The sequence below is a fragment of the Micromonospora siamensis genome, assembly GCF_900090305.1.
Taxonomy (GTDB): Bacteria; Actinomycetota; Actinomycetes; order Mycobacteriales; family Micromonosporaceae; genus Micromonospora; species Micromonospora siamensis.
Window position 1 is genome coordinate 924,702 of record NZ_LT607751.1, and the last position, 20,554, is coordinate 945,255.

Below are 20,554 nucleotides of genomic sequence, written 5' to 3' on the forward strand. Positions count from 1 at the left end.
CACTAGTGCGTAGGGTGACAGAAATGATGCCGGTGTCGATGGTGGGCCGAGCCGGCGAGCTGGCGGAGCTCGACCGGGCGTGGTCGGCCGTGGCCCGGTCGCACCGGTCCGCGCCCGCCGTCACGGTGATCACCGGCACCGCCGGGGTGGGCAAGAGTCTGCTGGTGGCGGCGGCCCTGGAGGGGTTCGACCCGCGTCCGGCGGTGGTGCTCTCCGGCGCCGCCCGGGTGCACAGTCCCGCCCCGTACGACTGGTTGGCGGCGGTGCTCTGCGGTCGGGACACCGGCGGACTCGATCTTCCGGCGGACGCCCTGGCCTGGCTGGCTCAGCAGCCCGACACGCCGCGTGAGCGCTACGCCCCGGGCGCGCTGCTGCGGCTCGCCGTGCGGGTGGTCCGTGGCCTGGTCGGCGCCGGGCCGGCGGTGCTGGTGGTGGAGGACCTGCACGCCCTCGACCCGGCCAGCCTCAACCTGGTCGGCGAGCTGGCCGCCGCCGCGGACCTGCCGGCCCTGCTGGTGGTGGCGAGCCGGCCGCCCGCGGACGCGGTCGCGCCGGACCTCGCGGTCCGCGCGCTGGCCCGGCTCTGCGGGGTACGCGGCGCCGTCCGCCAGCACCTCGGCCCGCTCGCCGCCGGCCAGGTCGCCGAGGTGCTGACCCAGGTGTCCGGGGCCCGGCCCGCCGATCGGGTGGTGAACGCGGTGTGGCAGCGCACCGGCGGCAACCCGTACGCGCTGACCGAACTGCTCGCCGCGCACTCCGGGCAGGGCGTGGCGGCGCTGTTCCATTCGCGACCGGCGGTGCCCCGACCGGCCGCTCCGTCGGACGTCGAGCTGACCGGACGGGAGATCGAGGTGCTCGACTGCCTGGTCGCCGGGATGTCGAACAAGCAGGCCGCCCGGGCGCTCGGCATCTCCGTGCGTACGGTCACCGTGCACGTGTCGAACCTGCTGCGCAAGACCGGTTCGGCGTCCCGGACGGAGGCGGCGCTCTGGGCGGTGCGGCACCGCCGGCCGGTCTCCGCGCTCGGGATCGGGCAGCGGGAGGGGCATCGGCGCAGGTTACCGGCGGAGGATACTGACGTGCATGGGGAAAACGTACCCTCGGATCGACGGACGTCTCCGGGACTTCATCCTGACCCAGCCGATGTTCTTCACCGCGACGGCTCCGCTGAGCGGTGACGGCACGATCAACCTCTCGCCCAAGGGGCTGACCGGCTCGTTCGCCGTCCTGGACGAGTCGACGGTGGCCTACCTGGACTTCGCCGGCAGCAACGCCGAGACCATCGCGCACCTGCGGGAGAACGGCCGGATCACGTTGATGTGGTGCGCCTTCTCCGGGCCGCCGAACATCGTGCGGGTGCACGGCCGGGGCGAGCCGGTCTTCCGCGACGACCCGCGCTGGGCCGAGCTGGTCGGTCACTTCCCGGACATCGACACCAGCGTGCACGGGCTGCGGGCGATCGTCGTGGTGCGGGCCGAGCTGATCCGGGACACGTGCGGCTACGCGGTGCCGCTGATGACGTACGACCAGGACCGGGACCTGCACGCCAAGCGTTTCGCCCGGGAGGACGACGCGTCGTTGGACGCGTACTTCGCGAAGAAGGACCACGTGGCGACGAGCATCGACGGGCTGCCGGGGCTGCCCCTGCCGTTGCCCCCGACGCCGGCGGTGGCGCCGGCCGCCGGCTGACGTCTATTCCTCCGGCTGGAGGTCGGCGGCCGGGACGTCGAGGCGTACGGTGCCCTCGGTGACCGCGCCGATCTGCTCGGCCAGCACGTAGACCGCGCCGGTGCGGGCCAGGTCGCTGGAGACCTTGAGGTAGCCGCTGCGCAGCAGCCGGGCGGCCAGGTCGGCGGGGACGTCCGGTTCCTCCACGGCGGCGGACTCGATCAGCTCGTCCAGGCTGCCGCCCGGGTCGGCGGTGGGTGCCTGGACGGTCACCGCGTTCGGGTCGCCGCGCTGGACCAGGTCGACCGTGCCGACCTCCCGGCCGTTGGCGTCCACCACCAACATGCCGGTGGTCACGTGGGAGATGCCCGCCTGTGCTTCGGTGCCCTGCTGCTTCATCCTGGCGCGGTTCCCGGGCCGCCGCCGGGCTAAACGCGGGGTGGGTCGACGGGCGGGCGGGGGGAGAGCTCACGCCAGGAGTCCGGACCGTCGAGCAGTGCGCGGACGGTCTCCTCGGCCTCCTCGACACTGGAGTGCTCGTAGAACCGGGAGACCCCCTCGGCGCCGCCGGCCCGCTGCTCGACGTGCCACTGGTCGGCGTCCACCCGGAGGAAGACATCCCGCCGGGCCAGTCGTCCCCACTTGCCGTTCCACCAGTGCTTACGCTGCTCCATGGCGGCACTCTATCGAACATGTGTACGACACGCGTCCACCCCCACGGGATTCCCGTGCAGGTCGATGTGCGGGGTGCAGGTTGCCGCGATCCACGGCATCGGGGGGTGTGGTCGGGAGGTCTGGGGTGGCGGAGGGAGGCCCCTTTTTGTCGCTACGGACTTGAGAGCGCCAACGACTCACGGTGCCGGGCGTGCCGATGGGAAGTCGGGTGCGGGGCCGGGGGATCGGGCCGATCGAGGTGTGCCGGCTGGTAGGCCCGGGGCATGACCCGCGTCGCTGCCACCTTTTGGATCTCCCTGATCCACCTGCGCTCTCAAGTCTGTAGCGGCTCGCACCACCCTCCCCGGGCCGGGCCGAGGCTCAGCCCGGCCCGGTGCCGGTCGGCGCGGTGCGGGTCAGCGCGGCGCGGGCGGCTCCGTGCGGCGGCCGAGCACGTCGTCCAGTGCGCCCCGGTACTGACCGGGCACCGCCTCGCCGGGCCGGGACTGGCCGGCGGCGACCAGGGCGTCCCGGATCTCGGTGAGCAGCTTGACCTCCTCGCTCGGCGCGGCGGGCGGCGGCTCCTCGCCCCGCCGGCGCCGCTCGGCCAGCTTGTTCATCGGGAAGACGACCAGGAAGTAGAGCACCGCCGCGGTCAGCAGGAAGGTGACCAGCGCGTTGAGGAACTGGCCCCACTCGATGTAGTTCTTCTCGCCCAGCTTGATGTGCGCCCCGGGGCCAGTTGGGGTAGCGCCGACCATCTTGATCAGCGGCTGGAGGAACGAGCTGGTGAAGGCGGTGACCACGCCCGTGAACGCCGCGCCGATAACGACACCGACCGCCAGGTCGACGACGTTTCCGCGCATGATGAAGTCTTTGAAGCCCTTGAGCATCCGTACTCCCGTGCTGTCCGGTTTTCCGTCCGGGACAACCTATGCTGTTACCTCTCACTGCGCTTTGGTGAGCACCCGAGTGGTAGTCCCGCCTTGCGGTGGGACGGTTCCGGTCTGACCCGCTGGTGCGGTGCCGGGTTGACGCTTCACAGCCACCGGCCCGGCGAGCGGGGTCTTACGGTCGGCTCCACGTCCTGCCACCGGGCCACTCCCGGCGGTGTCGAACTGCGCCGCCAAGGCGGCCAGGTTGAGTGAGGCGTTGTGGTCCCGGTCGAGGGCCAGGCCGCACGCCTCGCAGAGGTATTCCCGATCGGAGAGGGTCAGCTTGGTTTTCACCGCACCGCAGCCCGAGCAGGTTTTCGAGGAGGGGTACCAGCGGTCGGCCACCAGCAACCGGCCACCGTTCCAGGTGGTTTTGTAGGCCAGTTGGCGGCGGATCTCGGCGAACCCGGCGTCGGCGACGTGCCGGGCCAGCTTGCGGTTGCGCAGCATCCCGGCGACGTTGAGGTCTTCGACCACGACCGTGCCGTGCTCGCGAGCGAGTCGGGTGGTGAGCTTGTGCAGCCCGTCGCGGCGCAGGTTCGCTACCCGGGCATGTACCCGGCTGAGCCGGGCTGCCGCCCGCTGCCACCGTTTCGACGCGTGTTGGCCGGTGCGTCGGTCCGGGCCGGTTTTGCGCGCCAGTGCCCGGCCCAGCGCCCGCATCCGCTGTTGTGCGGTCACCAGGTGCCGCGGGTTCGGGACCAGTTCACCGGTAGACAGCACCGCGAGGCGCTTCACGCCGAGGTCCACGCCGACGACCGACCCCGGCCGGCGGGGCCGGCAGTCGGCGCGTTGCACCTCGACGCAGAACGCGACGTGCCATCGGCTGCCGTCACGGCGCAGGGTGGCGGACATGATCCGGGCGGTGCCGTTGTCGAGTCGGCGGGCGAGCTTGCGGGCGGACTCGTGCAGCTTCAACCGGCCGAGCCGGGGCAGGACGACATGCTTGCGGTCCGGCTCGACGCGGATGGCGCCGGTGGTGAACCGCACCGACGGGGTGGTGCGGCGGCGGGACTTGAACCGGGGGAACCCCACGGGCCGCCCGGCGCGCTTGCCCGAGCGGCAGTCGGCCCAGTTCTTCAACGCGCGGGCGAGGGCGTCGAGGCCGGTGTTGAACGCCTCCTTCGAGCACTCCCGCCACCACGGCGCGACGTCAGCCTTGGCAGCGTTCCACGCCTTGCGCAGCGCCGGAAGTGACCACGGCAGCGACGGGGTCAGCAACTCCTCCGGCACACCGTAGGTGCGCTCCGCGGCGCGCTGGTCCATAACCGCCTTGACCCTGGCAAGCGCCCAGTTGTGGGCGACCCGAGCCGCCCCGGCGTGCGCCAGCACGCCACGTTCCTGCCCAGGAGTGAGGTCAAGGGCGAACCGATACGCCTGGATGGTCTTCACGCCGGGTCCTCCGTGGCGACCTCGACCGCACGGCGGGCGCGGTTCTCGGCGGCCTGGCGGCCGTACAGGCGGGAGCACAGTGACGTCAGGATCTCGGTGACGTCACGCACGAGGTCGTCGTCCACCCCGGCCGGGTCGACCACCAACAGACGGCGACCCTGCGCGGCGAGGGCGGCCTCGACGTACTCGGCACCAAAACGGGCGAACCGGTCCCGGTGCTCCACCACGATCGTCGTCACGGCCGGGTCGCGCAGCAGGGCGAGGAACTTCTTGCGGTGCCCGTCGAGCGCCGAACCGACCTCGGTCACCACCCGGTCCACGGCCAAACGCTGCCCCGTGGCCCAGACAGTGACCCGGGCGACCTGCCGGTCCAGATCCGGCTTCTGGTCGGCCGACGACCCACAGGCATACACCACGGTCTGCCCCGCCTCGGCGGTCACACCGGTCAACGGTTCACCGACCATAATCAGCCGGCCGAGCCGGTATGCGGGAACGGGCAGCGTCCCGGACTCGTACCGCCGCCGCGCGGTCGCATACGAGATACCGGTGGCCGCCGCCCACTCCTTCAAATTCACAACGCTAACTATAGCGAACCAATGAGCGCTACTGACGATCGAATGGCCACCGGTAGCCAGCCTTCGGAGCGGGCTCCAGAAAAGCGCCGGCTTCGATCGCCGCCCGGGCGGGATCCCCGTCGGCGATGGCGGTCACCAATCGGCTGTGGTCGACGTACCGCTCGGCGGTGAGCGCGTCCCCCATGGCCTGCGCGACCGTGCTGCGCAGCGCCGCGCCGACCGAGGCGTAGAGCTCGGCGAGCATGCCGTTGTGGGCCGCCGCGACCACCGCCGTGTGCAGGGCGGCGTCGGCCTCGACGAACTCGTCGACCCGGCCCGCGCGCCAGGCCGCCTCGCGGGCGGCGAGCGCGGCGTCGAGGGCGGCCAGGTCGGCGGGGGTACGCCTGCTGGCGGCCAGCCGGGCCGCCTCCACCTCGAAGGCCCGGCGCACCTCGACCACCTCGGTCATCCGGTCGTCGGTGAGCCGGCGGGCCACCACCGGGGCGAGTTCGTCGGTGGACACCACGTACGTGCCGGAGCCCTGCCGGGGTTCGAGCACCCCGGCGTGCACCAGGGCGCGGACCGCCTCCCGGACGGTGTTGCGCCCCACGCCCAGCGCGGCGACCAGTTGCGGCTCGGTGGGGATGCGCGTGCCGACCGGCCACTCGCCGCCGAGGATCCGCTCGCGGAGCTGGGCGATCGTCTGGCGCACCCGGTGGCCGCGCGGCGGCACGGCCGGGGAATCCACGGGTCGTGTCACCGGTTACACCTGCTGCCGAAATTCATCCCATGATTGTAGGTTCGAGGTCATGACCCCGCCAGCCACCTGCGCCGCCGAGCCCGCCACCGCCGAGCCCGCCACCGCCGAGCCCGCCACCGCCGACGTCACGCCCGGCCCGGCGCCGCAGGCGCTCCCCGCGCGCCGGATCCCACCGGTCACCGGTGGCGCGCTGGTGCTGGTCGGGATGCTGCTGGTCGCGCTGAACCTGCGGGCCGCCGTCACCAGCCTCGGGGCCCTGCTCGACGAGGTACGCACCGGCCTGGGGCTCTCCGGCACGATGGCCGGCGTCGTCACCACGCTGCCCACCGTCGCCTTCGCCGGCCTGGGGGCGCTCACCCCGTGGCTGGTCCGCCGGTTCGCCCCGGCCCGGCTGCTGGTGGCCGCCATGCTCGCCCTCGCCGTCGGGCAGGTGCTGCGGGTGCTCACCGACTCGGCCCCGGTCTTCCTGCTCACCAGCGCGCTGGCCCTGGCCGGCATCGCGGTGGCGAACATCCTGCTGCCGATGCTGGTCAAGCAGCACTTCCCGCACCGCACCGGGCTGGTCACCGGGGCGTACACTATGGCGTTGACCGCGGGCACCACGATCGCCGCCGCCTCCGCAGTGCCGATCGCGCACGCCTTCGGGTCCTGGCGGGCCGGGCTCGGCGTCTGGGCCGGGCTGGCCGCGGTGGCCGTACTCCCGTGGGTGCCGCTGGCGCTGCGGGCCCGCGCCGCCCGACGGGCCGCGCCCGCGACGGCGGCCCCGGCCGCCCGCACCCGGATTCGGCCGGCCCGCACCGGGCTCGGCTGGGCGATGGCGGTGTACTTCGGCGCCCAGTCGCTCAGCGGGTACGCGATCATGGGCTGGCTGGCCCAGCTGTTCCGCGACGCCGGCTACCAGCCGGAGAGCGCCGGGCTGCTGCTCGCCGGGGTGACCGCGCTGGGCGTACCGATCGCGCTGCTGATGCCGGCACTCGCCGGCCGGCTCCGCACGCTGCGGCCGCTGGTGCTGTCGCTGACCGCCGCGTCCACCGCCGCCTACCTCGGGTTGGCGCTCGCGCCCCAGGGCCCCGCGCTGCTCTGGGTGGCGCTGCTCGCCGTCGGCCAGGGCGCCTTCCCGCTGATCCTCACCACCATCGGCCTGCGCGCCCGCACCGCCGAGGGCACCGTGGCGCTGTCGGCCTTCGCGCAGAGCACCGGGTACGTCATCGCCGCGCTCGGACCGCTGCTCGTCGGTGTCCTCTACGAGGCGACCGGCGGCTGGGTGGCGCCGATCGGCTTCCTGCTCGGCGCGCTGGCCGTGCAGACGACCGCGGGCATGGTGATCGCCCGCCCCCGGTTCATCGAGGACGGGCGCTGAGCCGATCGGTCAGGAGGAGGCCGGTGTGGGGTCACCCGCGACGGCCTGCTCGACCGTCGGGTAGGTGTGCAGCACCTCGACGAGACCGCTCACCTCCAGGATGCGCAGCACGCCACGCTGCGGGGCGGCCAACCGCACCACGCCGCCGGCCTCGTCGCAGCTGTTCTTGGCGCGCACGAAGACGGACAACCCGGTCGAGTCACAGAACGACACGTCGGCCAGGTCGAACACCAGACGACTGCGCCCCCGGTCCAGCAGGTCCGTGATCTGGTCCTGCAGCTGAGGCGCGGTCGCCATGTCCAGCTCGCCCGCGACCGACACGACGACCACGTCGCCGCGTTGTTCCGTGTGCACCGTCAAGGACATTCGGGACCTCCTGTTATCGGTGGAACGGTAACCCACCGGGGGCGGGCTCCGCAGAACGGGAGCGGGTACCGGTGCCCGTTGTCATCCCGTTGCCACGTGGCAAGGAGTTGACAGATCTCCGGTGATAGAGTCCGGCCGGTCCAGCTCAAGGAGGAAACATGGCGCTGAGCGCGGAAGAGAGTGGTCGGCTCGCCGGTCTGCTCAGTGAGCACGGCGACCGGATCACGGCCCGGTGGACGGAATCGGTCGCGGCGTCGCTGCGCGGCCGGCTGAGCCAGGCCGAGCTGCGCCGCCAGCTCCAGGAGCTGCACGCTAGCATGATCGCCGCCGCCCAGGGCGGGCTGGCCGACCTTTCCGACGACCAGGCCGCCGAGCTGCGCGCCCTGCTCGCCGAGCTGTCCCGCGGCCGGGCCCGGCAGGGCTTCTCCGCCACCGAGACCGCGGTCAGCGTCTACGCCCTCAAGGGCGTCCTGCTGGACCTGGTCGACAGCGGCGACGCCGGCGCGCTGCGCGACTTCATCGCCTACTCCCGGCTGATCGACCAGATGGGGCTCTTCACCTTCGAGAGCTACGTCCGCACCCGGGAGAGCCTGATCGCCGACCAGGCCGAGCAGCTGCTCGAACTCTCCACCCCGGTGGTGAAGCTCTGGGAGGGCGTGGTCGCCGTGCCGCTGGTCGGCACGCTCGACTCCGCCCGCGCCCAGGTGGTGATGGAACGGCTGCTCCAGACGCTGGTCGACACCGGCTCGCCGTACGCGATCATCGACATCACCGGTGTGCCGGCGGTCGACACCCAGGTCGCCCAGCACATCCTCAAGACGGTGGTGGCCGCCCGGCTGATGGGCGCCGACTGCATCATCTCCGGCATCCGCCCGCAGATCGCCCAGACGATCGTCGCCCTCGGCATCGAGTTCGGCGACATCGCCACCAAGGCGAGCCTGGCCGACGCCCTGCGCCACGTACTGCGGCTCACCGGCGTGGAGACCGCCCGCCGGCACCCCCGCCGGGAGGCCTGATGGACCGCGTGCCGATCCTGAAGATCGGCGACGTGCTGCTGGTCTCCATCCAGGTCGACATGTCCGACCAGACCGCGCTCCAGCTCCAGGACGACCTGGCCGAGCGGATCGTGGCCACCGGCTGCCACGGCGTCATCATCGACATCACCGCGCTGGACATCGTCGACTCGTTCGTCGGCCGGATGCTCTCCACCATCGCCTCCATCTCCAAGGTGCTCGACGCCGAGACGGTGGTGGTCGGGATGCGACCCGCGGTCGCCATCACCCTGGTCGAGCTGGGCCTGTCGCTCAACGGCATCCGTACCGCGCTGAACGTCGAGCGCGGGATGGAACTGATCGCGGCGGCCCGGTACGACGAGGGCGGGTACGAGCCCGACGGCGACGACGCGGACGCCGAGACGACGGCCACGCCATGACCGCCGGCGTCGACCTGGGGACGCCGCAGACCCAGGCGATCCGCAGCGACGAGGACGTGGTGCGGGTCCGGCAGCTGGTGCGTACGGTGGCGGTCGCCGTGAAGCTGTCCCTGGTGGACCAGACCAAGCTGGTCACCGCGGCGAGCGAACTGGCCCGCAACACCCTGGTCTACGGCGGCGGGGGCACCGTCGAGGTGGCGACCGTGGACAACGGGCGGCGTCGGGGCGTACGCATCGTCTTCGCCGACTCCGGACCCGGCATCGCCGACCTGGACCTGGCCCTCACCGACGGCTACACCACCGGCGGTGGCCTGGGCCTCGGGCTCAGCGGCGCCCGCCGGCTCGTCGACGAGTTCGACATCCGGACCGGCGTGGGCGAGGGCACCACGATCACGGTCACCAAGTGGTCCCGATGAGCCGGGAGGTCGTCGCCGACGACGGTCTCTGGTTCCGGATCGAGGGCGGCAGCGCGGTCGGCGGGGTACGCCGGGCCGCCGAACGCCTCGGCATGCAGCTGGAACTGGGTGCCGAACACGTCGCCGACCTGGCCATCGTCGCGGCGGAACTCACCAGCAACCTGGTCAAGCACGCGCAGGAAGGCGCCATGCTGGTCCGGCCGGTACGCCGGGCCGGCCGGGCCGGGGTGGAACTGGTCGCCATCGACTCCGGACCCGGCATGGCCGACCTCACCCTCTCCTCCCGCGACGGCCACTCGACCACCGGCACGCTCGGCATCGGGCTCGGTGCGATCGCCCGCCAGGCGACCTGGTTCGACGGCTACTCCCGCCCCGGCCGGGGCACGGTCTTCGCCGTCCAGGTCTGGTCCGGGGAAGCGCCGCAACCGTCGTGGGCGGGCGCCCTGACCCGCCCGATCACCGGCGAGCAGGTCAGCGGGGACGGCTACGCCGTACGCGTCGCCGAGGGCCGGCGGCAGCTGCTCGCCTGCGACGGACTCGGCCACGGCCCGCTGGCCGCCTCCGCCACCGGCGCGGCGCTCGCCGCGTTCCGGGACGCGCCCGCCGGGCCGCCCGGCGTCGTGGTGCAGCACCTGCACCGCGCCATGTCGCACACCCGGGGGGCGGCGCTGGCCGTCGCCGAGATCGACCCGGAGGCGGGCGTGCTGCGCTACGCCGGGTTGGGCAACATCTCCGCCGCGGTGGTCGAGGAGGGCCAACGGCGGCGAGGGCTGGTGTCGCTGCCCGGCATCGCCGGGCACCAGCGGCCGACCGTCCGCGAGTACGACTACCCGTTCGGCCCGGACGCGACGCTGGTGATGCACAGCGACGGGGTGGTGGACCGCTGGGACCTGGCCGACTACCCGGGGCTGGCCGGACGGGCCCCGACGGTCGTCGCGGCCACCCTGCTGCGCGACGCGGGCACCCGCCGCGACGACGCCTGCGTACTGGTCGCGAGGTCCCGGCCGTGACGGGGGCCGCCGTGGAGCCGTTGCTGACGATGGCGCTGCGGGTGGAGCAGGACATCTTCCTGGTCCGCCAGCGGGGCCGGGAGGTCGCCGCCGCGGTCGGGCTGGAGCACCAGGACCAGGTCCGGCTGGCCACCGCGCTCAGCGAGGTCGCGCGGGACCTGCTGCACAGCACCGGCGGCGCGGACGTCGCCTTCGGCACCGTCTTCGCGACGGGCGACGGCCGCCACCACCTGCGGGCCGACCTGACGCCGGTACGGCCGCTGCCCCACGGCCGGTACGAGCCGCAGTCGGGTGCGGTGGCACGTCTGGTGGACACGCTGGGCGTGGTCGGCGTCGAGGGGGATACGGTCGTGAGGATGTCCCGACGGATCCCGGCCAACGCGCAGGCGCTGACCCCGGAGCGACTGGCCGAGCTCCGCGCCGAGCTCGGGCAGAGCGCCCCGGGCAGCGCCCTGGACGAGCTGGCGACGCAGAACGCCCAGCTGATCGCCGCGCTGGACGAGGTCCGCAGCCAACGGGACGAGCTGGCCGTGCTGAACGCGGAGCTGGAGGAGACCAACCGGGGCGTGATGGCCCTCTACGCCCAGCTCTCCGAGGAGCTGGAGGAGACCAACCGGGGCGTGGTGGCCCTCTACGCCGAGCTGGACGAGAAGTCGGCCCAGCTGCGGGCGGCCAGCGAGTCCAAGAGCCGGTTCCTGGCCAACGTCTCGCACGAGCTGCGCGCCCCGGTGACCGCGATCATCGGGTTGGGGCGGCTGCTGACCGACTCGGCCTCCGACCCGCTCACCGCGGCCCAGTCGGAGCAGATCGGGCTGATCCGGTCCTCGGCGACCGACCTGCTCACCCTCGTCAACGACCTGCTCGACCTGGCCAAGGCGGAGTCCGGCCGGATCGAGCCGGACTGGGCGGAGGTCGACCTGCGGGCCGTCTTCGGGCAGCTGCGGGGCACCCTGCGGGCGCTGAGCCCTCGGCCCGAGGTCGAGCTGGTGGTGGAGGAGCCGCCGGCCCCCGCGGCCGTCGTGTCGGACGAGGTGCTGCTCGCCCAGGTGCTGCGTAACCTGCTGCACAACGGGTTGAAGTTCACCGAACAGGGTGAGGTCCGGATGCGCGCGGAACGGCTCGGCGACCGCTGGCGGCTCACCGTGTCGGACACCGGCGTCGGCATCCCGGCCGAGCTCCAGGAGCGGATCTTCGAGGAGTTCTACCAGGTTCCGGGGAACACCCGGGTGCGCGGCACCGGCCTCGGCCTGCCGTACGCGCGGCGGCTGGTCACCCTGCTCGGCGGGACGCTGGAGCTGACCAGCGAGCCCGGCCGGGGCAGCACCTTCACCGTCACCCTTCCCGTGGAACGGGCATGACCGCGCCGCTCCCGGGCCCGACCGTCCTGGTCGTCGACGACAGCCGGACCAAGCGCTACCTGCTGGTCAGCTGGCTCACCCGGGCCGGCTTCGACGTGATCGAGGCGGAGAGCGGCGGGGCGGCGCTGGAGCGGGTCGCCCAGCAGGCCGTCGACCTGGTGGTGCTCGACGTCCGGCTGCCCGACCTGAGCGGCTTCGAGGTGTGCGAACGGATCAAGGAGGCGCACCCGGCCATCCCGGTCGTCCACGTCTCCGCGCACGCGGTGGACGTGAACGACCGGGCCCAGGGGCTGACCCGGGGTGCGGACGCGTACCTCGCCGAGCCGATCGAGCCGGAGGAGCTGATCGCCACCGCGCACGCGGTGCTCCGCTACTACCAGGCGCGACAGCGGGCCGAGCTGCTCGCCGAGCGGCTGACCGGGCTCGCCGACACCACCGTCGCGGTGCACGCCGCGCCGAACTTCGCCCGGCTGCTGGAGGCCGCGGCGGTCGGCGCCGCGCAGATCTTCAAGGGCCCGGCGGCGGTGGTCGCGGAGACCTTCGACGGTGACTGCATCGCCGGTGTGTCCGCCGGCCCCGGCGACGAGGGGCGGATCGTCCCGTGGGTCGTCGACGACACCGGCGTACCCACCGGTTCCACCGTGCGGTCGGACGACCCGGCCAACTGGGCGCTGGTCGACTGGCCGGCCGGCGACGCGGTCACCGTGGCCGCCGCGAAGCTGCGGGAGGACCGCGCCCCGCTCTACGTGGTGGTCCCCTCGCACACCCAGACCGCCCGGACCCCGGTGCTGGTGCAGCTCGCCCAGGCCGTCGCCGCGGCGGTGGAGGCGCAGCGCTCCTTCGACGAGGAGCACCGGATCGCGGTGACCCTGCAACGCAGCCTGCTGCCCCGGCGGATCCCGGAGATCGCCGGGCTGGACCTCGCCGTGCGCTACGAGCCGGCCAGCGCGCAGACCGAGGTCGGTGGCGACTTCTACGAGCTGGTGATGCTCGACGGGCACCTGCTGATGGCGATCGGCGACGTCGCCGGCCACTCGCTGCACGCGGCGACGGTGATGGCCGAACTGCGGCACGCCGTCCGGGCGTACGCGGTGGAGGGGCACCAGCCCGGGGCGATCCTGGAACGGGTCAACGAGCTGATGCGTACGCTGCTCCCCAACGAGCTGGCCACCATCTGCCTGCTGCTGCTGCACCCGCCGTCGGGGCGGGTCCGGTTGGCCAGCGCCGGTCACCTGCCGGCGTTGATCAGTCGCGCCGGCCGGACGGAGTACGTGCAGCACTCCGCCCCGCTGCTCGGGGTCCGCGCGCCCCGGCCGGCGGACCTCGAGTTCGTGCTGCCGGCCGGCGCCACGCTGGTGCTCTACACCGACGGGCTGATCGAGCGGCGGGACGCCACCATCGACGAGGGGTTGTCGGCGCTGGCCGCCTGCGCCGAGCGGGTCGACGACGACCTGGACCGGTTCTGCGAGCGGCTGCTGGTGGAGCTGGCCCCCGACGAGATCCACGACGACGTGGCCGTGGTGGCCCTGCGTCGCCGCTGAGCCCGCGCGGGGTCAGCCCAGCGAGCGGGCGTACGCGGCGGGGGAGACGCCGGTGACGGCGCTGAACTCGCGGACCAGGTGGGCCTGGTCGGCGTAGCCCAGGTCGGCGGCGAGGGCCGCCCAGTCGAGCGGCCCACCGGCGGCCCGCTCGATCGCCTCCTGGAGCCGGTACCGGCGGATCACCCACTTCGGACCGATCCCCACGTGGTCCAGGAAGAGCCGTTGCAGCCGTCGGGTGGTCAGGCCGTGCCGGCGGGCGAAGTCGTCCACCCGCAGCACCCCGCGGTCGACGCGGATCTCCTCGGCCAGCGCGACGACCTCGGTGGTGACCGGGTCGGGCTCCGGTGACCAGCCGGTGAGCAGGGCGTCCAGGCGTCGGCAGCGCTCGTCGTCGGTGCCGACGCCGAGCCGGCCGGCGGGGATCGGCAGGCCCAGCCCGGCCAGTGGCTGCCGGCGCCCGGTCAGCTCGGCGACCGGCCGCCGCCAGAACGGGCGGAAGCCGCCCGGACGGAACTGCGCCCCGCTGGCCCGGCCGGTGCCGTGCAGCGTGATCGAGAAGAGCCGGGTGTCCACGCCGGCCAGTTCGGCGGTCTCCGGCCCGTCGTCGTTGCCGTGGAGGACCACGTTGACCGCCGGGTGCGGAACCAGCCGCTGCTCGTACGGCTCCGGCAGCGTCCAGTCGATCAGCCAGTAGTGCTCGACGTACGGCCGCAGCGCGGGCGCGGGCAGCCGGCGCCGGAACCGGACCTGACGCCGTAGCCGCCGCGGGTCGAGGATGCCCCGGTCGTCGCCGCGGGCTCGCTGTCGCATTTCTTCAAGACCGTCCTCGTACGCTGCCCCTATGAGCACGAAGACTAGTGAGCTGCTGGCCGGGACGGCGCCTGCGACGGTGGCGGTGGTCCGGGGTGTCGCCGACGATCAGCTGGACCTGCCCACCCCGTGCCTCGAGTTCCGGGTGCGTGATCTGCTCAACCACCTGTTCGACGTGGTGGTCAACTTCCAAACGTTGGCCCGCCGCGAGGCGGTGGACTGGGCGGCCAAGGAGGACCGGCTCACCGCGGGTTGGCGGGACCGGTTCGCGGTCGAGGTGGAGCGGACGGTCGAGGCCTGGTCGGATCCGGCCGCGGTGGAGGGGGAGTCGGCGGGGATGGGGTTGCCGCAGGCCACCGTCGGGGACATGCTGCTGACCGACCTGACCGTGCACGGCTGGGACCTGGCCCGGGCCACCGGGCAGCCGATGGCGGCCCCACCGGACGCGTTGACCGCGCTGCACGGCTTCCTGGACCGGATGGGCACGATGGGGCAGCAGACGGGCGCCTTCGGCCCGCCGGTCAAGGTCGCGTCGGGGGCGACCGAGCTGGACCGGCTGGTCGCCCGTACCGGCCGCGACCCGCGCTGGGCCCCGGCCGTCTGAGTTCGGCCGCCGCGCCGCCGTCGTGGCAGGTCACGGCGGCGGCGACGGGGGTACGCGGATCGCCCGAAGCCGGACGTAACGCGGCGGATCGCCGGGACGCTGTTGCCTGCGGAAGGCCCGCCCACGGGCCCGCGTCCGGGGCGGAGCCCGCCCCGCCGAATGCGTCAGCGGGAGTTCACCAGATGCAGAACCAGCCGGGCGGCGAGCCGCCGGTGTTCGTCGATCGGACCGGCCGGCGTCGCCGGCTCACCATGGTGGCCGGGACCGTCATGGGCCTCGGTCTGCTCACCAGCGTCGGGCTGATCGCCGCCGGGCTCTTCTCCGACTCGTCCGTGTCGCTGCCCGGCTGGTCGGAGCAGGGCCGGCGGCAGGCGCCGATCGAGGCCGGCGTGCGCCAGGAGAGCCTCGACGAGGCCGGCCAGCCGGCCAGCCGGCAGCGCCCCCGCCCGACCACGGCGACCAGCACCGCCGCCCCGCTGCCGACCCGGACCGCGACCACCGGGGCCACGCCGGCCACCACGACGACCACGGCGACGGCCACGAGCGGCCCGACCGCCACCACCACGGCGACGCCCACCACCCAGCCCACCCCGTCCACCAGCCCGCCCGGACAGGGCGACGTGCGGCGGAGCACCGCCAAGCCGAGCAGGTCCCCGGGTAAGCCCTGACGATGGCCCTGCACGTAGCCCGCCGTGATCCCCGGGCGCACTGGCTCCTGCTCCTGCTCGGCCTGGCCGTCCTGCTGGCGGCGCTCAGCCTGCACGCCGTGGTGACCGGCATGGCCGGGGGTTCGGGCCCGTCCGCCGTGTACTCCTCACCCGCGCCGTCGGAGGCCACCGCCGGTGGTCCGGTCCTGCGGCTGGACCAGGCGAAGCCGGTCAGCCGCCGGCTGCCCGCCCGGACGATCGCGCTGACCTTCGACGACGGGCCGGACCCGCGCTGGACCCCGCAGGTGCTCGACGTGCTGCGCCGGCACCACGCGCACGCGACCTTCTTCGTGGTCGGCGCCCGGGTCAACGCGCACCCGGAGCTGGTCCGGCGGATCCTCGCCGAGGGTCACGAGCTCGGCTCGCACTCCTTCACCCACGCCGACCTGGGGGAGACGCCGCCCTGGCGGGCCGAGTTGGAGCTGTCGCTGACCCGCAAGGCGATCGCGGCGGCCACCGGCCGGGAGGTCACCCTGTTCCGGCCGCCGTTCTCCTCGACCGTGCCGGCGATGACCGGCCTCCAGTACGACGTGCTGCGCGCCGCCGCGCGTACCGGTCACGTGGCGGTCCTCGCCGACCTGGACAGCGACGACTGGCAGCGCCCCGGCACCCCGGCGATCGTCGAGGCGGCCACCCCGCAGGGCGGCCGGGGCGCGGTGGTGCTGATGCACGACGGCGGTGGGGACCGGAGCCAGACCGTGGCCGCGCTGGACCGGCTGCTGCCCCGGCTGACCGGCCAGGGCTACCGGTTCACCACCGTGTCGAAGGGCATCGGCGCTCCCGACTCGACCGTCGAGGCGGGGCCCGCCACCCGGTTCAGCGGTACGGCGCTGCGCCTGGCGCAGGACGGGGCGGCCGGGCTGGCCGCCGCGATGAACACCCTGCTCGCGGTGGCCCTGGTGCTCGGCCTGGCCCGGTTGGCCGTGCAGGTGCTCTGCGCCCAGTTGCACGTGCGGCGGGTCCGCCGGCCGAAGCGCCGACCACCACCGGTGGGCGTCCCGGTGTCGGTGATCGTGCCGGCGTACAACGAGGCCGCGAACATCGCCGCGACGGTGCGGTCGCTGGTCGCCAGCGCGTACCCGGCGCTGGAGGTGATCGTGGTGGACGACGGGTCCAGCGACGGCACCGCCGACATCGTGGAGCGGATGCGGCTGCGCGGGGTGCGGGTGATCCGGCAGGCCAACGCGGGCAAGCCGGCCGCCCTGAACACCGGCATCCGGGCCGCCCGAGCCGACCTGCTGGTGCTGGTGGACGGCGACACGGTGTTCCAGCCGGACACCGTCGGCCGGCTGGTGCAGGGCTTCGCCGACCCGTCGGTGGGCGCGATCTCCGGCAACACCAAGGTGGCCAACCGCCGTCGGCTGCTCGGCCGCTGGCAGCACCTGGAGTACGTGATCGGCTTCAACCTGGACCGGCGGATGTACGACGTCCTCCGGTGCATGCCGACCATCCCCGGCGCGATCGGCGCGTTCCGCCGGCAGGTGCTGATCGGCGTCGGCGGGGTCCCGTCGGACACCCTCGCCGAGGACACCGACCTGACCATGAAGGTGCTCCGGGCCGGCTGGCGGGTGACGTACGAGGAGTCGGCGATCGCCTGGACCGAGGCGCCCTCGTCGCTGCGGCAGCTCTGGCGGCAGCGGTACCGCTGGTGCTACGGCACGCTCCAGGCGATGTGGAAGCACCGCGGGTCGCTGCGCGAGTCGGGCGCCGGTGGCAGGCTGGGCCGTCGCGGCCTGCCGTACCTGACGGTGTTCCAGATCGTGTTGCCGCTGACCGCGCCGGCGGTGGACGTGTTCGCCCTCTACGGCCTGGTCTTCCTGCCCTGGACGAAGCTGGCGGTGGCCTGGCTGGGGCTGCTCCTGCTCCAGGGCTTCACCGCCGCGTACGCCCTGCGCCTGGACCGGGAGCGGCTCGGTCCGCTCTGGACGCTGCCGTTCCAGCAGCTGGTCTACCGGCAGGTGATGTACCTGGTGGTGGTGCAGTCGGTGGTGACCGCGGTGGTCGGCAACCGGCTGCGCTGGCAGCGGATGGTCCGCACCGGAGAGGCCGCCGCCCTGGTCCGGACGTGAGCGGAGGCGGTCAGCCCGCGCCGAGGAGGCCGGCCCGCCAGGAGACCACCAGGCCGATCGCCGCGGAACAGCAGCAGACCAGCAGGGCGGCGGCGACCAGCGCGAGGATCACCCAGGTGGGCCCGCGCCGGGCCGCCCCCGGTTCCGCTTCTGCCTCGGGTACGCCGTCCTCGTCCACCCGCGCAGTCTAGGTGCCGAAAATGGGGGCAGCCGCCGATCCGGGCGCGCCTACGATCGTCGGATGCTCCGCCCGACGTACCCGATCCGCACCGCCCGGCTCACCCTCCGCCCGGTCACCCCGGACGACCTCGACGACGTGCACGCGTACCAGCGCCGGCCGGACGTGGTCCGCTGGATGCTCGGCGCCGAGCCGCGTACCCGGGAGCAGTCCCGGTCCTCGGTGGCCGCCATGGCGGGTGAGGACGCGTGGCGCGCGGAGGGTGACTGCCTGACCCTGGCCGTGGCGACCGACGCCGGGGTGATCGGGGTGGTCGAGCTGGTCTGGCGCAGTGAGCGCGACCGCACCGCGGAGGTCGGGTACGTCTTCCACCCCGACCACGGCGGGCGCGGGCTGGCCACCGAGGCGGTGACCGCCCTGGTGGACTGGGGGTTCACCGGATTCAGGCTGCACCGGGTCTACGGTCGGTGCCACGGCCGCAACGAGGCGTCGGCCCGGCTGATGGCCCGGCTCGGCATGCGTCGGGAGGCGCACCACCTGCGCAGCTACCGATTCCGGGGCGAGTGGGCCGACCAACTGGTCTTCGCCGTCCTGGCCGAGGAGTGGTGGGCCCGCCGCGCCGGCGGCGGGCCCACGCAGGCCTAGGCGCGGCCGAGGCGGTCCAGGGTCCAGGCGTTGACGAACGCCTCCTCCCGCCAGGCGTCGTACCGGCCACTGGGGCCGCCGTGCCCGGCGCCCATCTCGGTCTTGAGCAGGTAGTCGCCCCGCGGCGCCACCTCCCGCAGCCGGGCGACCCACTTGGCCGGCTCGTGGTAGAGCACCCGGGTGTCGTTGAGGCTGGTCACCGCCAGGATGGCCGGGTAGTCCACCGCCGACACGTTCTCGTACGGGGTGTAGCCCTTCATGTAGGCGTACACCTCCGGGTCGTCGAGCGGGTTGCCCCACTCCTCCCACTCGGTGACGGTCAGTGGCAGCGACGGGTCGAGGATGGAGGTGAGCGCGTCCACGAAGGGCACCTGCGCGACGATGCCGGCGAACGCGTCCGGGGCGAGGTTGGCCACCGCGCCCATCAGCAGACCACCGGCCGAGGCGCCCCGGGCGACCAGCCGGTCGCTCGCCGTCCAGCCGGACTTGACCAGGTGCCGGGCGCAGGCCACGAAGTCGGTGAAGGTGTTCTTCTTGGCCAGCAGCTTGCCCTCGTCGTACCAGCGGCGGCCCAGTTCGCCGCCACCGCGGATGTGCGCGATGGCGAAGATGACGCCCCGGTCGAGCAGGGAGAGCCGGGCCACCGAGAACCACGGGTCCATGCTGGCCTCGTACGAGCCGTAGCCGTAGATGACGGCCGGGGCGGAGCCGTCGCGCGGGGTGCCGGCGCGGCAGACCAGCGAGATCGGCACCCGGGTGCCGTCGTCGGCCAGGGCCCAGTCGCGGTGCTGCTCGTAGTCGGCCGGGTCGTACGGCCGCCCGTCCGGCCCGGGTCGGACCGGCTTGCGCCGGCGCAGCACCATCTCCCGGGTGACCAGGTCGTAGTCGTAGACCGAGTCGGGCGTGACCAGGGAGGTGTAGCGCATCCGGACGGCGGTGGTGCGGTATTCCGGGTTGGCGTCCAGGCCGACGCTGTAGATCGGCTCGGGGAAGTCGATGTCGTGCGGGTCGCCGCCGCCGACCGGGAGCACCCGCAGGCCGGTGAGGCCGCCGGTGCGCAGCGAGACGACGAGGTGGTTCTCGAAGGCGTCGACGGCCTCCAGCCGGGTGCCGGGGGTGTGGTCGATCAGCGGCACCCAGTCGCCGGGGTTGTCGGCCGAGGTCCAGGCGAGTGCGAAGTCCTCGGCGCCGTCGTTGTGCAGGATGAGGAAGCGGTGGCCGTGGTGTTCGACGGCGTACTCGACGCCCTGCCGGCGGGGGGCGATGACCGCCGGTTCGCCGGTGGGGTTGGCGGCCGGGACGACCCGGACCTCGCTGGTGATCTTGCTGTGGATGTCGACGACGACGAACCGCTCGGAGCGGGTCAGTTCGACGCCGACCCAGAACCGCTCGTCGTCCTCGGCGTGGACGACCACGTCCTCGCTCGACGGGGTCCCGACGGTGTGCCGCCACACCCGGTCGGGGCGCCACGCGTCGTCCACGGTGACGTAGAAGAGCACGGTGGCGTCGGCGGACCAGGCCGTGCCGTAGAAGGTGTCGGGCACCTCGTCGGCGAGCACCTCGCCGGTCTCCAGGTCCTTGATCCGCAGGGTGAACCGCTCGTCGCCGGCGAAGTCCGTCGAGTACGCCAGCCAGCGCCCGTCGGGGCTGACGTCGAACGCGCCGAGGGCGAAGAAGTCGTGCCCCTCGGCGAGCAGGTTGCCGTCGAGCAGCACCTCCTCCCCGTCGAGCGGGGTGCCGTCCTCGCTGACCGGCGGGACGGTCTCGCCGTCGCGGACGGCGCGACGGCAGTGCACGCCGTACTGCTGGCCCTCCACGGTGCGGGTGTAGTACCAGTGGCCGCCCTTGCGGGTGGGCACCGACAGGTCGGTCTCCTGGGTGCGCCGGCGGGTCTCCTCGAACAGTTCCCCGCGCAGCTTCTCCAGGTGCGCGGTGCGGGCCTCGGTGTACGCGTTCTCCGCGGTGAGGTGGGCGATCGTCTCCGGGTCGTCCTTGGCGGCGAGCCAGGCGTACTCGTCGACGAACGTGTCGCCGTGGTGGGTCCGCTCGGTGGGGACGCGCTTGGCGACGGGCGCCGGGGTCTCGGTGGTCACGC

The 20,554-nt window shown here is 73.5% G+C and carries 23 protein-coding genes; 13 read left to right on the plus strand and 10 right to left on the minus strand.

The features are described 5' to 3' along the window. The first annotated feature begins 23 nt into the window (after positions 1-23). Positions 24-1,178 (plus strand): AAA family ATPase, encoded by a 1,155-nt coding sequence (locus GA0074704_RS04325; RefSeq protein WP_088969290.1) that lies wholly within the window; start codon positions 24-26, stop codon positions 1,176-1,178. Then, positions 1,084-1,689 (plus strand): pyridoxamine 5'-phosphate oxidase family protein, encoded by a 606-nt coding sequence (locus GA0074704_RS04330; RefSeq protein WP_088969291.1) that lies wholly within the window; start codon positions 1,084-1,086, stop codon positions 1,687-1,689. The genes GA0074704_RS04325 and GA0074704_RS04330 overlap by 95 nt, the downstream gene beginning before the upstream one ends. Before the next feature lie 3 nt (positions 1,690-1,692). Here the strand turns inward: GA0074704_RS04330 and GA0074704_RS04335 are convergent, their stop codons facing one another. The 6 genes from GA0074704_RS04335 to GA0074704_RS04360 all read right to left on the minus strand — a co-directional run bounded on the left by GA0074704_RS04335 (position 1,693) and on the right by GA0074704_RS04360 (position 5,963). Next, on the minus strand, positions 1,693-2,067 hold the full coding sequence (locus GA0074704_RS04335) for a hypothetical protein (protein ID WP_088969292.1): 375 nt from the start codon (positions 2,065-2,067) through the stop codon (positions 1,693-1,695). A 29-nt stretch (positions 2,068-2,096) separates the two neighbouring features. Further along, positions 2,097-2,342 (minus strand): hypothetical protein, encoded by a 246-nt coding sequence (locus tag GA0074704_RS04340; RefSeq protein ID WP_088969293.1) that lies wholly within the window; start codon positions 2,340-2,342, stop codon positions 2,097-2,099. A 396-nt stretch (positions 2,343-2,738) separates the two neighbouring features. Next, positions 2,739-3,215, minus strand: a complete 477-nt coding sequence (gene mscL / locus GA0074704_RS04345; protein ID WP_088969294.1) for a large conductance mechanosensitive channel protein MscL — start codon at positions 3,213-3,215, stop codon at positions 2,739-2,741. Positions 3,216-3,269: 54 nt separating this feature from the next. Then, positions 3,270-4,649 carry an IS607 family element RNA-guided endonuclease TnpB gene (tnpB, locus tag GA0074704_RS04350; protein ID WP_088969295.1) on the minus strand — a complete coding sequence of 460 codons (1,380 nt, stop codon included), beginning with the start codon at positions 4,647-4,649 and terminating at the stop codon, positions 3,270-3,272. Continuing rightward, entirely contained in the window at positions 4,646-5,224 is a 579-nt protein-coding gene (locus GA0074704_RS04355; RefSeq protein WP_088969296.1) for an IS607 family transposase, read from the minus strand. Before GA0074704_RS04355 ends, tnpB begins: the two co-directional genes overlap by 4 nt. A 28-nt stretch (positions 5,225-5,252) precedes the next feature. Beyond that, a complete protein-coding gene (locus GA0074704_RS04360; RefSeq protein WP_088969297.1) occupies positions 5,253-5,963 on the minus strand; it encodes a FadR/GntR family transcriptional regulator in 711 nt (236 codons plus the stop codon). 205 nt (positions 5,964-6,168) lie between these two features. On the opposite strand from GA0074704_RS04360, the gene GA0074704_RS04365 reads away from it, so the two are divergent. Next, positions 6,169-7,323, plus strand: a complete 1,155-nt coding sequence (locus tag GA0074704_RS04365; RefSeq protein WP_231926872.1) for an MFS transporter — start codon at positions 6,169-6,171, stop codon at positions 7,321-7,323. Positions 7,324-7,332: 9 nt separating this feature from the next. On the opposite strand, the gene GA0074704_RS04370 is transcribed toward GA0074704_RS04365, so the two are convergent. Continuing rightward, positions 7,333-7,689 carry an STAS domain-containing protein gene (locus tag GA0074704_RS04370; RefSeq protein ID WP_088969299.1) on the minus strand — a complete coding sequence of 119 codons (357 nt, stop codon included), beginning with the start codon at positions 7,687-7,689 and terminating at the stop codon, positions 7,333-7,335. Between the two features lie 158 nt (positions 7,690-7,847). On the opposite strand from GA0074704_RS04370, the gene GA0074704_RS04375 reads away from it, so the two are divergent. Genes GA0074704_RS04375 through GA0074704_RS04400 form a run of 6 tightly spaced genes read left to right on the plus strand, consistent with a single transcriptional unit; the run spans position 7,848 to position 13,446 of the window. Then, complete coding sequence (locus GA0074704_RS04375) at positions 7,848-8,705, plus strand: STAS domain-containing protein (protein ID WP_088969300.1); 858 nt, start codon at positions 7,848-7,850, stop codon at positions 8,703-8,705. After that, complete coding sequence (locus GA0074704_RS04380) at positions 8,705-9,121, plus strand: STAS domain-containing protein (RefSeq protein WP_088969301.1); 417 nt, start codon at positions 8,705-8,707, stop codon at positions 9,119-9,121. The genes GA0074704_RS04375 and GA0074704_RS04380 overlap by 1 nt, the downstream gene beginning before the upstream one ends. Beyond that, on the plus strand, positions 9,118-9,537 hold the full coding sequence (locus GA0074704_RS04385) for an ATP-binding protein (RefSeq protein WP_088969302.1): 420 nt from the start codon (positions 9,118-9,120) through the stop codon (positions 9,535-9,537). The genes GA0074704_RS04380 and GA0074704_RS04385 overlap by 4 nt, the downstream gene beginning before the upstream one ends. Continuing rightward, positions 9,534-10,547 (plus strand): SpoIIE family protein phosphatase, encoded by a 1,014-nt coding sequence (locus GA0074704_RS04390; protein WP_088973442.1) that lies wholly within the window; start codon positions 9,534-9,536, stop codon positions 10,545-10,547. Before GA0074704_RS04385 ends, GA0074704_RS04390 begins: the two co-directional genes overlap by 4 nt. Positions 10,548-10,576: 29 nt before the next feature. Beyond that, positions 10,577-11,905 (plus strand): ATP-binding protein, encoded by a 1,329-nt coding sequence (locus GA0074704_RS04395; protein WP_088973443.1) that lies wholly within the window; start codon positions 10,577-10,579, stop codon positions 11,903-11,905. Then, a complete protein-coding gene (locus GA0074704_RS04400) occupies positions 11,902-13,446 on the plus strand; it encodes a SpoIIE family protein phosphatase (protein WP_088969303.1) in 1,545 nt (514 codons plus the stop codon). Before GA0074704_RS04395 ends, GA0074704_RS04400 begins: the two co-directional genes overlap by 4 nt. Before the next feature lie 12 nt (positions 13,447-13,458). Here the strand turns inward: GA0074704_RS04400 and GA0074704_RS04405 are convergent, their stop codons facing one another. Next, the gene (locus tag GA0074704_RS04405) at positions 13,459-14,256 is read right to left on the minus strand and encodes a helix-turn-helix domain-containing protein (RefSeq protein ID WP_088969304.1); all 798 of its coding nucleotides are present in this window, start codon (positions 14,254-14,256) and stop codon (positions 13,459-13,461) included. A gap of 31 nt (positions 14,257-14,287) precedes the next feature. Between GA0074704_RS04405 and GA0074704_RS04410 the strand changes: the two genes are divergently transcribed. The 3 genes from GA0074704_RS04410 (at position 14,288) to GA0074704_RS04420 (ending at position 17,636) form a co-directional block, all read left to right on the plus strand. Next, positions 14,288-14,860: a TIGR03086 family metal-binding protein gene (locus GA0074704_RS04410; RefSeq protein WP_088969305.1), complete on the plus strand. Its 573-nt coding sequence runs from the start codon at positions 14,288-14,290 to the stop codon at positions 14,858-14,860. 182 nt (positions 14,861-15,042) lie between these two features. Next, positions 15,043-15,528, plus strand: coding sequence for a hypothetical protein (locus tag GA0074704_RS04415; RefSeq protein WP_088969306.1), 486 nt, complete (start codon positions 15,043-15,045; stop codon positions 15,526-15,528). 2 nt (positions 15,529-15,530) lie between these two features. Beyond that, positions 15,531-17,636, plus strand: a complete 2,106-nt coding sequence (locus tag GA0074704_RS04420) for a bifunctional polysaccharide deacetylase/glycosyltransferase family 2 protein (RefSeq protein ID WP_088969307.1) — start codon at positions 15,531-15,533, stop codon at positions 17,634-17,636. A gap of 10 nt (positions 17,637-17,646) precedes the next feature. On the opposite strand, the gene GA0074704_RS28680 is transcribed toward GA0074704_RS04420, so the two are convergent. Beyond that, a complete protein-coding gene (locus tag GA0074704_RS28680; protein ID WP_157743595.1) occupies positions 17,647-17,814 on the minus strand; it encodes a hypothetical protein in 168 nt (55 codons plus the stop codon). Positions 17,815-17,877: 63 nt separating this feature from the next. Between GA0074704_RS28680 and GA0074704_RS04425 the strand changes: the two genes are divergently transcribed. Beyond that, on the plus strand, positions 17,878-18,459 hold the full coding sequence (locus GA0074704_RS04425) for a GNAT family N-acetyltransferase (RefSeq protein WP_088969308.1): 582 nt from the start codon (positions 17,878-17,880) through the stop codon (positions 18,457-18,459). On the opposite strand, the gene GA0074704_RS04430 is transcribed toward GA0074704_RS04425, so the two are convergent. Beyond that, positions 18,456-20,552: a S9 family peptidase gene (locus tag GA0074704_RS04430; protein ID WP_088969309.1), complete on the minus strand. Its 2,097-nt coding sequence runs from the start codon at positions 20,550-20,552 to the stop codon at positions 18,456-18,458. The genes GA0074704_RS04425 and GA0074704_RS04430 overlap by 4 nt on opposite strands. Positions 20,553-20,554: the final 2 nt, after the last annotated feature.

Coding starts and splice junctions, on each gene's coding strand:
- GA0074704_RS04325 (WP_088969290.1), top strand. CDS start 24: ATGATGCCGGTGTCGATGGTGGGCCGAGCCGGCGAGCTGGCGGAGCTC.
- GA0074704_RS04330 (WP_088969291.1), top strand. CDS start 1,084: ATGGGGAAAACGTACCCTCGGATCGACGGACGTCTCCGGGACTTCATC.
- GA0074704_RS04335 (WP_088969292.1), bottom strand. CDS start 2,067: ATGAAGCAGCAGGGCACCGAAGCACAGGCGGGCATCTCCCACGTGACC.
- GA0074704_RS04340 (WP_088969293.1), bottom strand. CDS start 2,342: ATGGAGCAGCGTAAGCACTGGTGGAACGGCAAGTGGGGACGACTGGCC.
- mscL (WP_088969294.1), bottom strand. CDS start 3,215: ATGCTCAAGGGCTTCAAAGACTTCATCATGCGCGGAAACGTCGTCGAC.
- GA0074704_RS04365 (WP_231926872.1), top strand. CDS start 6,169: ATGCTGCTGGTCGCGCTGAACCTGCGGGCCGCCGTCACCAGCCTCGGG.
- GA0074704_RS04370 (WP_088969299.1), bottom strand. CDS start 7,689: ATGTCCTTGACGGTGCACACGGAACAACGCGGCGACGTGGTCGTCGTG.
- GA0074704_RS04375 (WP_088969300.1), top strand. CDS start 7,848: ATGGCGCTGAGCGCGGAAGAGAGTGGTCGGCTCGCCGGTCTGCTCAGT.
- GA0074704_RS04380 (WP_088969301.1), top strand. CDS start 8,705: ATGGACCGCGTGCCGATCCTGAAGATCGGCGACGTGCTGCTGGTCTCC.
- GA0074704_RS04385 (WP_088969302.1), top strand. CDS start 9,118: ATGACCGCCGGCGTCGACCTGGGGACGCCGCAGACCCAGGCGATCCGC.
- GA0074704_RS04390 (WP_088973442.1), top strand. CDS start 9,534: ATGAGCCGGGAGGTCGTCGCCGACGACGGTCTCTGGTTCCGGATCGAG.
- GA0074704_RS04395 (WP_088973443.1), top strand. CDS start 10,577: ATGGCGCTGCGGGTGGAGCAGGACATCTTCCTGGTCCGCCAGCGGGGC.
- GA0074704_RS04400 (WP_088969303.1), top strand. CDS start 11,902: ATGACCGCGCCGCTCCCGGGCCCGACCGTCCTGGTCGTCGACGACAGC.
- GA0074704_RS04405 (WP_088969304.1), bottom strand. CDS start 14,256: ATGCGACAGCGAGCCCGCGGCGACGACCGGGGCATCCTCGACCCGCGG.
- GA0074704_RS04410 (WP_088969305.1), top strand. CDS start 14,288: ATGAGCACGAAGACTAGTGAGCTGCTGGCCGGGACGGCGCCTGCGACG.
- GA0074704_RS04415 (WP_088969306.1), top strand. CDS start 15,043: ATGCAGAACCAGCCGGGCGGCGAGCCGCCGGTGTTCGTCGATCGGACC.
- GA0074704_RS04420 (WP_088969307.1), top strand. CDS start 15,531: ATGGCCCTGCACGTAGCCCGCCGTGATCCCCGGGCGCACTGGCTCCTG.
- GA0074704_RS04425 (WP_088969308.1), top strand. CDS start 17,878: ATGCTCCGCCCGACGTACCCGATCCGCACCGCCCGGCTCACCCTCCGC.